The organism is Embleya sp. NPDC008237 (genome assembly GCF_042956465.1).
Taxonomy (GTDB): Bacteria; Actinomycetota; Actinomycetes; order Streptomycetales; family Streptomycetaceae; genus Embleya.
In genome coordinates, this window is record NZ_JBIBGL010000018.1 from 45857 (window position 1) to 60019 (window position 14163).

Sequence of the window (14163 nt, forward strand, 5' to 3'; positions counted from 1 at the left end):
GCATGAGCGTGTCCGAGGGGATCTCCGACGGGGCCGCGTATTCGCCGTTCGACCCGACCGCGCTGCCGGCGACCGGGGGCTACTACAAGAAGCTCCCGCCCACCCCGTGCACCTACGACACGGTGCCGTTACCGATCGAGGCGGTCGACGGCCACCCGGTCGTCTGCAAGAACCGCGCGTGCAAGTACTACCGCAAGTCCGACAAGGTGGAATACAAGTCCGGCCCCCGCGCCTACCGTTGCGAGGAGTGCATGACCTGGACGGACTGATCGTCCGTCGCGACGGAGCCGAAGCGGGGGTCGGCCCCATCCGGCCCGGCCGGCCTCCGTGGCCGGCCCACGGGGCCGAACGCCCACCGCAGGCCGAAGAGTTCACGCAGGTCGGAAGACCGACAGGGGCATGCGCCCACGAACATGGTGGGTCGGGCCGATCGCCGGGTCACCGTACGGCCACGCGGCGACCAGGCCCGGCCACGATCGTGGGGCGCCCTCGGCAGAGGTGCGCACGCGCATCATTCCCCGTTCGGGAGCCGCTGATTCCGCTTCGGGGCAGGTGAATTCGGCAATTCCGCGCCGGCCGCCCGGACGGCCTTCGCCGTCGCCCGGCGCAACCACCACCAGAACACCCATCCCACCGCGATCAGCAGGATCAGCACCACGAAGCCGAACGACACCCAGAACGCGGTGGGGGAGGGCAACTGCCCCGGCGGGGTGTCCGGCCACGCGTGCGGCAGGTCGTCGGGGTCGCCCAGCACCGCGCGCAGCGCCAGCGCCGAGTGCCGGTAGGTGACCTCGTCGGGCCAGTCCTTGCCGCTCGCCAGTGCGGCCAGCCCGGTGGACAGCCAGATCACCGCGGTGCCGGCGATCAGCAGCAGCAGGCCCGCGATCAGCAGGCCGTCGGGCACGCCCTCCGAGGGCGCCCGGCCCGGCGTGGGTTCGCGCGGCGCCGGCGGGTGTCCGTAGGCCCCCATCTACGCCGCCGGATCGTCGGCCAACGCCGCCTCGGCACGCACCCGTTCCTCCACCGCGTCCTCGGTCATCGCGCGGTCGGTGTAGACCATCGGCCGCTCGGTGTCGGTGATCAGGTGCTTGACCACCTGCACGTTGCCGTTGACGTCCCAGACCGCGATGCCCGGGGTGAGGGTCGGGATGATCTCCACCGCCCACCGGGGCAGCCCGAGCACCTTTCCGGTCGCCCGGGCCTCGTCCGCCTTCTGCATGTACACGGTTCTGGTCGAGGCCATCTTCAGGATCGCCGACGCCTCCTTGGCCGCCGCGCCGTCCACCACGTCGGAGAGGTGGTGCACCACCGCGACGAAGGACAGGCCCAGACGCCGGCCGAACTTGAGCAGGCGCTGGAACAACTGGGCCACGAACGGGCTGTTGATGATGTGCCAGGCCTCTTCGACCAGGAAGATCCGCTTGACCCGGTCCGGCCGGATCCAGGTGTGCTCCAGCCACACGCCGACGATGGCCATCAGGATCGGCATCGCGATCGAGTTCCGGTCGATGTGCGACAGGTCGAAGATGATCAGCGGCGAGTCCAGGTCGATGCCGTCCGTGGTCGGCCCCTCGAACATGCCCCGCAGGTCACCGTCGGTGAGCCGGTCCAGGACCAGCGCGACGTCCAGTCCCCAGACCCGGACGTCCTTGACGTCCAAGCTGAGCAGTTCGCACGACTCGGGGGTCGGATTGCGCAACGCCTCGACGATGTCCGGGAGGATCGGCTGCCGTCCGTGCACGGTGCGCATCACGTGCGTGTGTGCCGCCTTGAGCGCGTAGCCGGCCCGTTCCTGGAGCGAGTGGCCCATCGCCACCTCGATGATGGTGCGCAGCAGCGCCAGTTGGCCGGTGACCGCGATCGCCGGGTCCAGCGGGTTGAGCCGTACCGCGTCGCCGGAGAGGTCGTTGGGGTCCAGCCGGACCGGCTTGACGCCCAGCGCCTCGGCGATCAGGTTCCACTCGCCGACGCCGTCCTCGCCCTGCGCGTCCAGGACCACCACCTGGCGGTCGCGAAAGCGCAACTGGCGCAATACGTACGTCTTCTCCAGCGCCGACTTGCCGTTCCCGGACTCGCCCAGGACCAGCCAGTGCGGCGCGGGCAGTTGCTGGCCGTACAGCTGGAACGGGTCGTAGATGTAGCCCTTTCCGGAGTACACCTCGCGGCCGATGATCACGCCCGAGTCGCCGAGCCCGGGCGCGGCCGTGGGCAGGTAGATCGCCTGGGCCTGGCCGGTGGACGTGCGCACCGGCAACCGCTGGGTCTCGCCCCGGCCGAAGATGATGCCGGAGAAGCCCTGGGTCAACGTGGACATCAGACCCGACACGTGATCACCCCATCCATCCCGTCCCCGGCGGCGACACCGCCGACACTCACTTTCGAATACCCGTCGCGAACGGCAGCGTGTTGACGAACGCGCGGTGCTGCTCGCGGTCGCACCACTCCAGCTTGAGGAAACACTTGCCCGCCGACGCGCGGATGGTGCGCTTGTCCCGGGAGAGCTGATCGGGATTGCGCGAGGACACCGTGATGTAGCCGACGATGTTCACCCCCGCCGCACCGCCCGCCAAGTCCTCGCCGCGCTGGTCGACCCGGCCGGTGTGGGCCATGTCGCGCGGGTCGACCACGCGGTTCATCTTGGCCGCGCGGGCCGCGTCCGCGTCGTCGTTGGTCTTCTCGGTGAGCATGCGCTCGATCGCGATGTCGGTGGGCTCCAGGTCCATGGTGACCGCGACCGTGCGGATCACGTCCGGCGTGTGCACCAGGAGCGGGGCCAGGAAGTTGACGCCGACCGGGGTCAGCGGCCACTCCTTGATCCACGCGGTGGCGTGGCACCACGGCTCGGCCGAGTCCGACTCGCGGGTCTTGGCCTCCAGGTAGTTCGGGTGTGTCGCGTCCAACTCGGCGGGCCACGCGTAGCGCGCCTGCATGCCCTCGAACGCGTCGATCTGGTGCTCGGGGTCGTACATCGAGTGGATCAGCGAGGCCAGCCGCGCCTCGTTCAACGGCTGCCGGACCCGGATGTCCGCCTCGGTCAATCGGGCGCACACGTCGGTGAGTTCACGGGCCATCACCACGCCGAGGCCCTTGTCGCCCTTGCCCATCACGTTGGCCTCGGCGGCCAGGTCGCGGGTGTAGTGCATGCACGCGATCAGGTAGGCGCGGTGCTGCTCCGACGAGGTGGAGACCATCGACTGGAGTTGCTCGTAGGAGTCCTGCACCCACATCGGCGCCTTGTGGTCGCCGCGCCGGGCGACGTCCTTGGCGTGCGCGTCCGGGTCGGCGGGCAGCGTCCGGGCCAGCACCTGGAGCCGGGTGACGAAGCCGTCGCCGTTGGCCACGTGCTTGAGCAGGGTGCCGAACCGCTCGACCAGTGCCTCCTGGTCCTCCGAGTCGCGCAGCCCCACACCGGGGCCCTCGATCTCGATCGCGGCGGTGACGGTGCGCCGTTCCAGGTGCATCAGCACGGTCAGGTCGTCCGGGCCGAACGGCACGCTGGACCAGGCCACCCGACCGACACCGGGCGGCGCGCCGACCGCGACGCCCTGCCCGGTCAGCTTGGTGCCCGCCTCGGTCACCGCCGACCGGTACGTGGCGCCGCGCTTGAGGGTGCGCTTGTAGGTGCGGTTGATCTCCCACCACTTGTAGAACGTGCGCTTCTTGTACGGCATGTACACGGCGGCGAACGCGAGCAGCGGGAAACCGACCAGGCCGAGGATGCGGAGCACCAGGATCGGCATCAACAGGCCCCACAACAGGGCGAATCCGCCGGCCGCGATGATCAGGAAGATCTCGCCGGGCTCGCGGTTCTTGCCGATGACCGCCGTGGGTTTGGCCTTGCCGATCAGGAAGGTTCGGCGTCGGGCGACCGGTTGCGTAGTCATTACTCTTTACCGTTCCTCGCGTGAGGCGTTGCCGCGGGATTGGCCGGAGGCGGTGGTGCCGGCGTCGGGGCGCCGCCCGAACCTCCGCCCCTGGTGCCATGGGCCGCAATGCCCGACGATACGGCGTTCGCGGTCACCGGGGCAGAGCCGGAACCGGTCGATCCCCGCGAGGCGTGTGCCTGGATGCCCTGCTTCATGTACGTGGCCGGGCCGTTGACCATCGAGGCCGGACCGGCCGACTGCATCGCCTTGCGGCTGCTGTGCAGCGCGGCCATGTCGTCGCCGATGCTGGGCACGAAGCGGTAGATGAGCACGCTGGCGAAGATGGACAGGAACAGGATCGCCAGGCCGGAGAGCACCGAGGAGAACGCGTCGTCCTTGCCGCCGGCGGTGACCGCCGTGGCCAGTCCGAGCACGATCACGATCACCGGCTTGGCCAGCAGCACCGCGATCATGATCCCGGCCCAGCGTCGGACGTGGTGCCACATCGCCTTGTCCACCAGGCCCGAGTACACCGCCGTGCCCAGGATCGCGCCGACGTACAACATCGCCGCCCGGACCAGGAGTTCGACCCACAACACGGCCGCAGCGGCCATCGAGAGCAGCGACACGAAGATGAGCATCACCGGTCCGCCGCCGAGATCGCTCGCGGGATCGAGCGCCTTGGAGAAGCCGCCGAGGAACTTGTTGGTGTCCTGTTGGGTGCCGGTCGCGATGGCCGCGGTGATCGCGTCGGTCATCGAGACGGCCAAATACAGGATCAACGGGGTGAACGCGGACGCGATCACCGCGAGCCACAGGTAGCCGATCGCCTCGCTGATCGCGGTGCCGATCGGGACCCCGCGCACGGCGCGCTTGGCGACGGCCAGTATCCACAGGATCAGGGTCAGGAACGTGGACGCGGCGAACACCACCGCGTACTGGCGCAGGAAGCCGGGGTTGGTGAAGTCCACCTGGGTGGTGTCGTTGACCGCGCCGGCCAGCTTGTCGATGATCCAGGTCGCCGCGTCGGCACAGCCCTTGGCGATCGAGCCGAGCGGGTCGGTGACCGTGCCCAGCGTGCCGGTCCCCGGGGCGCCGGGACCGCCGTTGTTGCAGATGTCCTTCGCCGGGCCGGTGAGCAGGTCGCACTCCGGCTTGCTCGCGGGTGCGGTCGCGCTCGGCGTGCCGGCCGGCGGTGTCGTGGCGCCGGGTGTCGGCTCGGCCCACACGCGCGTGGCACCGAGCACGAGGAGGGCCTGCACCGCGGCCAGTGTCCCGCCGAGGGTCAGGAATCGGTTGCGAGGGCTGCGGCGTTCCCGGTCAGCGTGCATGGCGCAATTCCCCGAACTCCCCGTCGGCCTTGGCGATGTCGTTGGCGCTGGACGGATCCTGTAGTCCGGAGACCGGAGTCGGGCCCTCCTTCTGGCTGAACTCGACCAGCTTCCAATCGCCGTTCACCCAGGACAGCTTCATCGTGGTGGTGTTCCACGCCTCGGCCACCGGCTTGGTGGAACCGGTCCCGGCCATGCCCACCACGCCCACGCTCCAGACCTCCACGGTCGCCGAAGCGGGAGTGAAGGCAACGGATTTGGTGCCCATCGGCACGGCCCGACAAACGAAGGTCTGACCCTTGGGCGGGTTCCCGTCGGGCTGAAGGCCGAAAGTCGCGGTCTGTGCCCGGAATGCCTGGTCGACGCGCGCGAGCAGACCGTCGCGGATCGCCGGATCGGTGATCGTGGTGATGATCGCGGCCCGCGGCTGGGCCCGGAACATCCGGTCCGAGCCGTACGCGACGACGAAGTTGGCCGCGGCCGACTGGGCGCCCTCCGCGGTCTGCGGGTAACCGACCGGCACGCCCGACTCGGTGCGCTCGGGCAACTGCGCGGCGGACAGCGGCGGTCCGCCGGATGCCTCGGCGGCCGTGGAGGTCTGCCCGGCGTCCTTGGCGGTCGAGCCGCCGTCGTCGTCGGAGCGGTTGGCGGCGAACAGCAGGGACACGATGACCACGGCGATCACCACCACGACGCCGATCCCGGACAGTATGGGGTTGCGCCTGGGCTCCGGACTCTCCGGCGAGGAGGTCGGTCTGGGCAGGCGGGTACGCGTGGCGGGTTCCTCGTCGCTCATGGCCTGTCCCCCCTCACCGCGGCAGGCCGGAAGATACGGGCGACCTGCGCGCACAACACAGTCCCCGGGGGCGGAGCGCCGCCGGGTTCGGTTGCAGCCGGAACGATCTTCCCAGACGGGAAGTCATTCCGGTGGCACCGCGCTGTCGTGTGAACACAGGCTCGATTGTCCGGTAAAGGAACCGGAATTGCTGCTCTGCCCCGGATGCGGAATGGGGCATTCCGGTTTCGGGGCGCACGGCGCACCGGAGTGCGCCGCGCCCGGGACAAAACACCACGGGATTCGCCACCTTGGGGACGGCAGGGTGCGAATCGGTCTAGATCGCCATTCCGTACACAATCGTGAACAGCGTCCCGAGCGATCCGATGATGAAGACGCCGGTCAGGCCGGCGATGATGAGGCCCTTGCCCTGCTCCGCGCTGAACGTGTCGCGCATCGCGGTGGCCCCTATGCGCTGTTTCGCCGCGCCCCAGATCGCAATGGCCAGGCAGAGCAGCAGGGCCACGGCCATGATCACCTCGACCATGATCCGGGCTTCGCCGCCCAGCCTTGCGAACGGGCCCCAGTTCGGAGCTATGCCGCCGATGATCGTATTGATGTCGCCGTTGCCGTTGCCGTTGCCTTCGCCAAGAAACACGTTGTTCACCGCCCCCGAGGTCGGGCTTTTGGTTGTCTCCGGTCGCATTCGACTGGAGGAGTGGGTCGTTCGTTTATTGTGCTGTGGGGAAGCCGATCGGGCTACCACCTCGGCAAGTGTGTCTGCTCACTGTGTGTATCACGGGTGATTGCGCTGAGCAATCGTGGCGCGCACAATGTGCTCGGAGTGTCCGTCGCGACCCCGTCCCGGTCGCGGAGAATCGGGGGTGCCTGCGATGCGCAAAGCCTGGGTGGCCGGTGGCATCGCATTCGCGATTCCCTTCGGTCTGGTCGGTCTTCTCACTGTAGGCGTGGGCGCGATGCAATCCGCATCCGGCAGCCAGGGCGGAGTCGGCGGCACGATGTCGCTCGCGCCCGGCACGGTGCCGGCCGCGTACGCGGCGACCATAGACAAGTGGGGCAGGCTCTGCCCGGAGATCTCGCCGGCGCTGCTGGCCGCGCAGCTCTACCAGGAGAGCGGCTTCGACCCGACCGCGTTGAGCAACGTCGGGGCCCAGGGCATCGCCCAGTTCATGCCCACCACGTGGCCCGAGTGGGCCACCGACGGCAACGGCGACGGCAAGTCGAGCCCGTGGGATCCGGCCGACGCGATCCCGGCCGCCGCGCGCTACGACTGCTCGTTGGCCAAATATGTCGCCTCGGTGCCCGGCGACCGGACCAACAACATGCTCGCCGCGTACAACGCGGGCGCGTACCGGGTGATGCAGTACAAGGGCATCCCGCCGTACACCCAGACCCAGGACTACGTGAAGTCGATCCGCTCGCTGGAGCAGAGCTTCGGCGTCGTGCAGACCCCGCTGCAGCCGATGGCGCTCGCGGCGGGCGCGGTCAATTGGGCGCAGACCAAGCTCGGTACCCCGTACCTGTGGGGCGGCGAGGGCACCGCGGCCGACGGCGGTCGGTTCGACTGCTCGGGGCTGACCCAGGCCGCCTACGAAACCGTGGGCATCAAGCTGCCCCGGGTGGCCAACGACCAGTGGAACGCCGGCCGGCATCCCTCGCGTGACCAACTCCTGCCGGGCGACCTGGTGTTCTTCGCCACCGACCTGCGCGACCCGCGCAGCATCCACCATGTCGGGATGTACGTCGGCAACGGCCAGATGATCCACGCGCCCTACACCGGAACGGTGATCAAGTTCGGTCCGATCGACAAGCCGGACTACATCGGCGCGACCCGGGTCACCCCCGAGGGCGCGAAGTCGCTGCCGGACCGCAGCCCCGGTTCGGCGAACAACGACTCCGGCGCGGGCAGTCCGGCCGCCGACCCCGGCCGCACCCCGGCCGGGGGCGGCAAGGTGCCGACCCGACTGCCCGCCGCGGCCGAGCCGCGCACCGCGGGAACGGGCGGCGCGCGGGCGCGCTGACCGCCGCGGCGATCCGGCGCGTGGGCCGGGCGCACCGTGCCGGGCGCACCGTGCCGGGCGCGCCGGGTGCGGGTGTGCCGGGTCCGGGGCGCGGTCGACGACCGGCGATGATGAGGCCGGTTCGCCCGCGACGGCAGAAAGGTCCCAGCCGACATGGCGATGATCCCCGGCACCGGCAGGTTCACCGCGGTGGTCGGTGTCCTGGCGCTCGGCTTCGCGCTCGCGGTGGTGAAGGTCACCGGGCCGTACGGCTCGCCCCCGTATCACGCGCCGACCTCGCCGATCGGGATCGAGACCCTGGCACCGCGGCCCGGCACGACCGGTGCGGTGATGCAGGTGGTCGCGCATCAGGACGACGACCTCTTCTTCATGAACCCCGACGTCGACCGGGCGGTGCGCACCGGCACGGACAGCGTGACGGTCTTCCTCACCGCGGGCGAGGCGGACGGCCGCAACGGCCCCGGCGGGCGCCCGGATCCGCAGGCGTACGCGGCAGCGCGCAACAACGGAGCGCGCGCCGCGTACGCGTTCATGGCCCTCGGCGACCGCGCGGCGCGCTGGGAGCGGCACAGCGTGCGGTTGCGCGACGGCGCGCACGCCGAACTCGACCATCTGGTGGACGCCCCGAACATCAAGCTGGTGTTCCTCAACACGCGCAAGGAGGAGGGCATCGGCGCACGCGGGCGGCTGCGCACGTTGTGGAACGGCAGGGAACGCGAACTCGACACGCTGGCCGCCCGGGACGAGCCGGCCGGCGGACCGTACTCCTACACCCGGGACGGCCTGATCGACTCGCTCGCGGACCTGATGCGGGCCCAGACGCCGACCGTGGTGCGCACGCTCGACCCGGACCCCGATCGACAGCGGCACGACGGGGCACACCCCGCACACTCGGACAACGGCGGCGTCTCCGACCACCAGGACCACACCGCCGCCGCGCAGTTCACCTGGGAGGCGCTGCGCCGGTACAACGCCGCGCGGCCGGCCGCGAGCGCGGCGGCGATCGCCTACCGGGGCTACTACAACGAGCGTTGGCCGCACAATCTCGCGCCGGCGGCCCGCGAGCGCAAGGACGAGATCACCCGGGTGTACGGCTGGACCGACCGGGTGCGGCACTGCCCGGGACGGGTGGACTGCGGCGACCTCAAGGTGCGGGACACCGCCGCTCGGACCAACTGGCCGCAGAGCACCACGTATCGCTTTCCGGACGCCGGTCCCCGGCCGGTGCTCGGGGCGGACGGCCGGTTGACCGCGTGGGCCGTGCTCGGCGGCCGGATCACCCGATGGACTCAGGAGGGCGTCGGCGCCGCGGTCTGGACCCCGGCGCGGTCCATGCCCGGCCCCGGCGACGGCGAACTCGCGCCCGGACCGGCCGCGGTGCGTACGCGGGACGGCCGGATCGCGGTCTTCGCGCTACGGATCGGCGGCGCCCGGCGCTCCGACCGGGACCGGTTCGAGATCGTCACCGCGACCGAGACGACACCCGGCGGCGGATTGGGCCCGTGGCGGGGCCTGGGCAGCCCCGACGACGGTGAACGCGGCCCGGGCACACCGGTGGTCCGGGCCGACGGCGCGGGCGGGCTGCATCTGTTCGTGCGCAATCGGGACAAGGGAATCAGCACCCGCTTCCGACCCGCCGGCAGCGAGGAGTGGTCGAACTGGCAGGACCTGGGCGGCGGCGAGATCGTCGAGGGGCCGAGTGCGGTGACCCGCCCGGACGGCCGGGTGACCGTCTTCGGCACGGCCCGCGAGGGCATCCGGTACTGGGACTTCGTCGGCGACCGGTCCGGCCCGCCCGGCACGATCGCGGCCGAGCGGCCGGTGGGGGCGCCTGCGGCGTGGGTGGGCGCCGACGGCCGGGTCGGTATCGCGCACCGGCGGGCCGGCACGGCGGAGATCGCGAGTGTGGTCGAAGTCGGGCCCGGCGCCTGGACGCCGGGTGATCCGCGCACCGCGGGCGTGGGTCACGAGGCGCTGTACCCGCTGCGCCGGCCGGACGGCACGACGGCCGTCTGCACCCGGGACGCCGAGGGCCGTCCGGTCGTGGTGGGCGCGGCCGGGCCGCCGATCGTGCTCGACGAACACGCGGTCGCGGTCGGTCCCACCGGCGCGACGGACGGCGCCGGACAGCCGGTGGTTCTGTGGCTCGGACCGGACGGGGCGCTGCGCACCGCACGGCTTTCCTGACGATGTTGCGGGCGGCGCCCGGCCGTTCCGACGGGACGCCGTGCGCGGTACGGCCGGCTACGACGGGGGGCTGTGCACCATGCGGCCCACTCGACGGCACGTCGGGCACCTCTCGGCCGTCCCGACGCTACGATCCGGCCCGCCGTGGGCGGCACCCGCGCGGACACCCGCCCGAACATGCGAACGGCGGGCGCTCCCCGAAGGGAACGCCCGCCGGACGGCGCGGGAGAGCGGTGGATCAGACGCTGACGCCGTGGCTGCGCAGCCAGGTCATCGGGTTGACCGCGGAGCCGTAGTTCGGCGTGGTGCGGACCTCGAAGTGCAGGTGCGGGCCGGTCACGTTGCCGGTCGCGCCGGAGAGCGCGATCTTCTGGCCGGTCTGCACCTTCATCCCGGCCTTGACCGAGATCGAGGAAAGGTGCGCGTACTGGGTGTACTTGCCGTCCGCGTGCCGGATGACGACCTCGTTGCCGTACGCGCCGCCCCAGCCGGCCGACACGACGGTGCCCGAGGTGACCGCGCGCACCGTGGTGCCGGTCGAGACCGCGAAGTCCTGGCCGGTGTGGCTGCCGCTGGACCAGCGCGAGCCGCCGGCGCCGAAGCTCGACGTGAGCGTGGCGCCGGAGACCGGGGCGACGTAGGCGCCGGAGGCCTTCTCGGTGCTCGCGGAGGGCTTGGCGTCGCTCTTGGCGGCCTCGGTCTTGACCGAGGTCTTCGGCGCGGCCGGCTTGGTCTCCACCTTCGGCGCGGCCTTGGGGGTCTCCGGCTTCTGCACCTCGACCTTGGGCGCGGCGGCCTCGGTCTTGGCGGTGGTCGGCGCGGCCTTGCCGTCGACCGTGAGCTTTTGGCCCGGGAAGATCAGGTCGGGGTTCTCGCCGACCACGCTCTTGTTGGCCTCGTACAGCTTCGGCCAACCGCCGGGCACGTGCGCGGCGCCGGCGATCTTCGAGAGCGTGTCGCCGGCGACCACGACGTAGGACGACGTGGCGGCGGAGTCCGACGTGGCGACCGGCTCGGTCTTCGGGGTCTCGGTCTTGGGAGCCTCGGCCTTGGGGGCCTCGGACTTGACCTCGATCTTGGGCGCGGCGACCGTCTTCTTCGGGGTCTCGGCCTTGGGAGTCTCGGTCTTGGGCGCCGTCTTCGGCGCGGTCTTGCCGGCCGAGGAGCCGGTGTCGACGTCGGGGGTGGCGCCCCCTCGGGTCAGGCCCGCCTTGACCGAGCACACCGGCCAGGCACCGGGGCCCTGGCTCTTGAGCACCTTCTCGGCTATCGCGATCTGCTGGCCCTTGGTCGCCTTGTCGGCCCGCGCGGCGTACTGCGTGCCGCCGAACTCGTTCCAGGTGCTCTGGGTGAACTGCAGGCCACCGTAGAAGCCGTTGCCGGTGTTGATCTGCCAGTTGCCCGTGCTCTCGCACTGGGCGACCTTGTCCCAGGTGCTCACGGAGGCGGCCTGGGCCGTGCCCGCGCCGATGATCGGCATGGCGACGCCGACTCCGGCGACACCCGCCGCGGCGATCAGACGCGTGGTCCTACTGGTGCTGCGACGGCGATGACGCCCGGTTCCGGACAGCATTGCTGGATCCTCTCCCACGCCTACGAGGTGAGCTGTCGGATTCGGGCCGGAGATCGATAGCCCGGCCACATCCCGAAGGACGTGGCTTCACCCCAAGCCGTTCGCGGCGTCCGATCGTTTCGATCGGGGCCGTTCGCGGCGGTTCACCTGTGGTTCCCCCGCTCCTGTCGTGTGGTGCTCGTCAGCCTCCCGAACGGCCGGCGACAGGATTCGGCGTACCGGCGATCGGGGTCCGTGTGGGATACGGACGGATCGAACGCTAAGCAGGCTCGGACGTAGATCACAAGTCCGTGTCGGATAGAGGTCGAATATCCGATTTGCGGATGAGCGCAATGTAGATGATCCCTTACGGAAAGGACCGCAGTTGGCGTTCCGTGCCGGATCCATCGGATTTGCGTGACAGTGGTTCCCGGTTGCGGTGCATGCAGATGGTCCGGAAACGATCACCTACGTCCCGCTCGTCACATCGGCATCGCGCGTAGCGTCGCGCGGAAACGCCCATGCCCATCGCGGTGCATGCCCGCACCCGCGCCGGGCGTGATTCACCCCACAGGCTATATGCCGCATGTCCGACTTGTCCCAAGCGACTTCACGCCCGCCGACTCGACCCGAGCGGCCCATCGACTCGGCGCCGTGCGCTCCGCCGCCGCTCAGCCGCGCAGCGCCTGCCACCCGGCCCACGTGCTCTGCACCATGTCCGACGTGCCGCGCCGGGCCTTCCAGGCCAGCTCGGTGGTGATCAGGTCGGCGCTCGCGACCACCCGGGCGGGGTCGCCCGCGCGTCGCGGGTGGACCTCCGGCGCGATGTCGCGCAATCCGGTGACCTCGCCGATGAGTTCCACCATCTCGCGCACCGACGTGCCCTCGCCGCGACCCACGTTCAGCACCAGGCGCGCGTCCGGGTCGCTCGCGAGTCGACGGGTGGCGGCCACGTGCGCCTCGGCCAGGTCCAGCACGTGGATGAAGTCGCGCACGCACGTGCCGTCCGGCGTGTCGTAGTCGTCCCCGAAGATCACCGGCGCCTGATCGGCCGTCAACTTCTCCAGGACCATCGGCACGAGGTTGGACACACCCCTGTCCGCGAGTTCCGGCGCGCCCGCGCCCGCGACGTTGAAGTAGCGCAACGAGGCGTACGAGATCCCGTGGGCGCGCGCGGTGGCTCCGATCATCCACTCGCCGACGAGCTTGCTCTCGCCGTACGGGTTGATCGGCGCGCACGGGGTGTCCTCGTCGACGAGCTCGACGTCGGGCATGCCGTACACGGCGGCGCTGGAGGAGAACACGATCCGGGTGACGTCGGCTTCGACCATGGCCGCCAGCAGGGTGCGCAGACCCTCGACGTTCTCCTCGTAGTAGAAGAGGGGGCGCGCGACCGATTCGGGGACCTGCTTCCTGCCCGCGATGTGCACCACGCCGTCCACCGCGTGCGCCCGGAAGACCTCGTCGAGCAGCACCCGATCCAGCACCGAGCCGACCACCAGGGGCACCCCCTCGGGCACCCGCTCGCGCGTGCCCGAGGACAGGTCGTCCACCACGACCACGTCCTCGCCGACCGCGAGCAGCGCCCGCACGACATGCGTCCCGATGTATCCGGCACCGCCGGTGACAAGCCACTTCATGTCCCGACCCTACCCAGCCGAACGGTGCCGGGCCGGTTCGCCGACCGTGGCGCCCGTACCGACCGAGGGCCCACGGCCGAGCCCATGCTCGGCCGTGGGCCCTCGGCAGGCGACCGGACGCCGATACCCCCGACTACGCGGAGCCGCGGCCCAACATGTCGGTGAACCGGCGGCATTCGGCGTAGTCGGGCAACATGCCGGCGTCGATCGCCTGCGCGAGCGAGGGGGCGGCCAGGTCCCGTGCGGACAACTGCGCCGCACCCTCCGTCGGCCAGTCGATGGCGAGATCCGGGTCGAGCGGATGCACGGCGTGCTCGCGCGCGGGTGCGTAGGACTCGGAACACAGATAGCTGAGCGTGGCGTCGTCCGTCAGCGCGCAGAAGCCGTGCCCGAGACCCTCGCCGATGTACAGCGCATGCCGCTCGGTGTCGTCCAGACGCACCCCCTCCCAAGTGCCGAACGTCGGGGATCCCACCCGTAGGTCGACCACGACGTCCAGTACGGCACCGCGTACGCACGTCACGAACTTCGCCTGGCCCGGGGGCACGTCGGCGAAGTGCACGCCACGCACCACGTCGCGTGCCGACACCGACATGTTGGCCTGCGCGAGCCGGAGCGGGTGACCCACGTGTTCGGCCATCAGATCGAAGCGGTACCACTCCATGAACATGCCGCGGGAGTCGCCGTGCTGCTGGGGCGTGATCTCCCAGGCGCCCTCGATCGAGAGGGGGTGGAACTTCATGTACGTGTCCTTGTCCATCGAATCCGGA

General features: G+C 70.7%; 12 protein-coding genes and 1 riboswitch. Of the genes, 3 read left to right on the plus strand and 9 right to left on the minus strand.

Annotated features, from left to right (window positions below):
• Nucleotides 1–2 precede the first annotated feature (2 nt).
• The gene (locus ACFZBU_RS36840) at nt 3–269 is read left to right on the plus strand and encodes a hypothetical protein (RefSeq protein ID WP_391588100.1); all 267 of its coding nucleotides are present in this window, start codon (nt 3–5) and stop codon (nt 267–269) included.
• Nucleotides 270–511: 242 nt separating this feature from the next.
• Here the strand turns inward: ACFZBU_RS36840 and ACFZBU_RS36845 are convergent, their stop codons facing one another.
• The 6 genes from ACFZBU_RS36845 to ACFZBU_RS36870 all read right to left on the minus strand — a co-directional run bounded on the left by ACFZBU_RS36845 (nt 512) and on the right by ACFZBU_RS36870 (nt 6630).
• On the minus strand, nt 512–970 hold the full coding sequence (locus ACFZBU_RS36845) for a hypothetical protein (protein ID WP_391588101.1): 459 nt from the start codon (nt 968–970) through the stop codon (nt 512–514).
• Entirely contained in the window at nt 971–2314 is a 1344-nt protein-coding gene (locus tag ACFZBU_RS36850; RefSeq protein WP_391588273.1) for an ATP-binding protein, read from the minus strand. It lies immediately after the preceding gene.
• Nucleotides 2315–2372: 58 nt separating this feature from the next.
• Nucleotides 2373–3884 (minus strand): SCO6880 family protein, encoded by a 1512-nt coding sequence (locus ACFZBU_RS36855; RefSeq protein ID WP_391588102.1) that lies wholly within the window; start codon nt 3882–3884, stop codon nt 2373–2375.
• Nucleotides 3884–5197, minus strand: a complete 1314-nt coding sequence (locus ACFZBU_RS36860) for a hypothetical protein (RefSeq protein WP_391588103.1) — start codon at nt 5195–5197, stop codon at nt 3884–3886. Before ACFZBU_RS36860 ends, ACFZBU_RS36855 begins: the two co-directional genes overlap by 1 nt.
• On the minus strand, nt 5187–5993 hold the full coding sequence (locus ACFZBU_RS36865) for a hypothetical protein (RefSeq protein ID WP_391588104.1): 807 nt from the start codon (nt 5991–5993) through the stop codon (nt 5187–5189). Before ACFZBU_RS36865 ends, ACFZBU_RS36860 begins: the two co-directional genes overlap by 11 nt.
• A 316-nt stretch (nt 5994–6309) precedes the next feature.
• Nucleotides 6310–6630 (minus strand): hypothetical protein, encoded by a 321-nt coding sequence (locus ACFZBU_RS36870; RefSeq protein ID WP_026218593.1) that lies wholly within the window; start codon nt 6628–6630, stop codon nt 6310–6312.
• Between the two features lie 235 nt (nt 6631–6865).
• Here ACFZBU_RS36870 and ACFZBU_RS36875 point away from each other — a divergent pair, with 235 nt between their 5' ends.
• Nucleotides 6866–8014: an NlpC/P60 family protein gene (locus ACFZBU_RS36875; RefSeq protein ID WP_391588105.1), complete on the plus strand. Its 1149-nt coding sequence runs from the start codon at nt 6866–6868 to the stop codon at nt 8012–8014.
• Nucleotides 8015–8167: 153 nt separating this feature from the next.
• Nucleotides 8168–10201: a PIG-L family deacetylase gene (locus ACFZBU_RS36880; protein WP_391588106.1), complete on the plus strand. Its 2034-nt coding sequence runs from the start codon at nt 8168–8170 to the stop codon at nt 10199–10201.
• 238 nt (nt 10202–10439) lie between these two features.
• Here the strand turns inward: ACFZBU_RS36880 and ACFZBU_RS36885 are convergent, their stop codons facing one another.
• The 3 genes from ACFZBU_RS36885 to rfbC form a co-directional block, all read right to left on the minus strand.
• Complete coding sequence (locus ACFZBU_RS36885) at nt 10440–11774, minus strand: transglycosylase family protein (protein WP_391588107.1); 1335 nt, start codon at nt 11772–11774, stop codon at nt 10440–10442.
• Nucleotides 11775–11778: 4 nt separating this feature from the next.
• A riboswitch (cyclic di-AMP (ydaO/yuaA leader) is annotated at nt 11779–12000 on the minus strand.
• A 424-nt stretch (nt 12001–12424) separates the two neighbouring features.
• Nucleotides 12425–13393: a UDP-glucose 4-epimerase GalE gene (galE, locus tag ACFZBU_RS36890; protein ID WP_391588108.1), complete on the minus strand. Its 969-nt coding sequence runs from the start codon at nt 13391–13393 to the stop codon at nt 12425–12427.
• Nucleotides 13394–13526: 133 nt separating this feature from the next.
• Complete coding sequence (rfbC, locus tag ACFZBU_RS36895) at nt 13527–14135, minus strand: dTDP-4-dehydrorhamnose 3,5-epimerase (protein WP_391588109.1); 609 nt, start codon at nt 14133–14135, stop codon at nt 13527–13529.
• Nucleotides 14136–14163 lie beyond the last annotated feature (28 nt).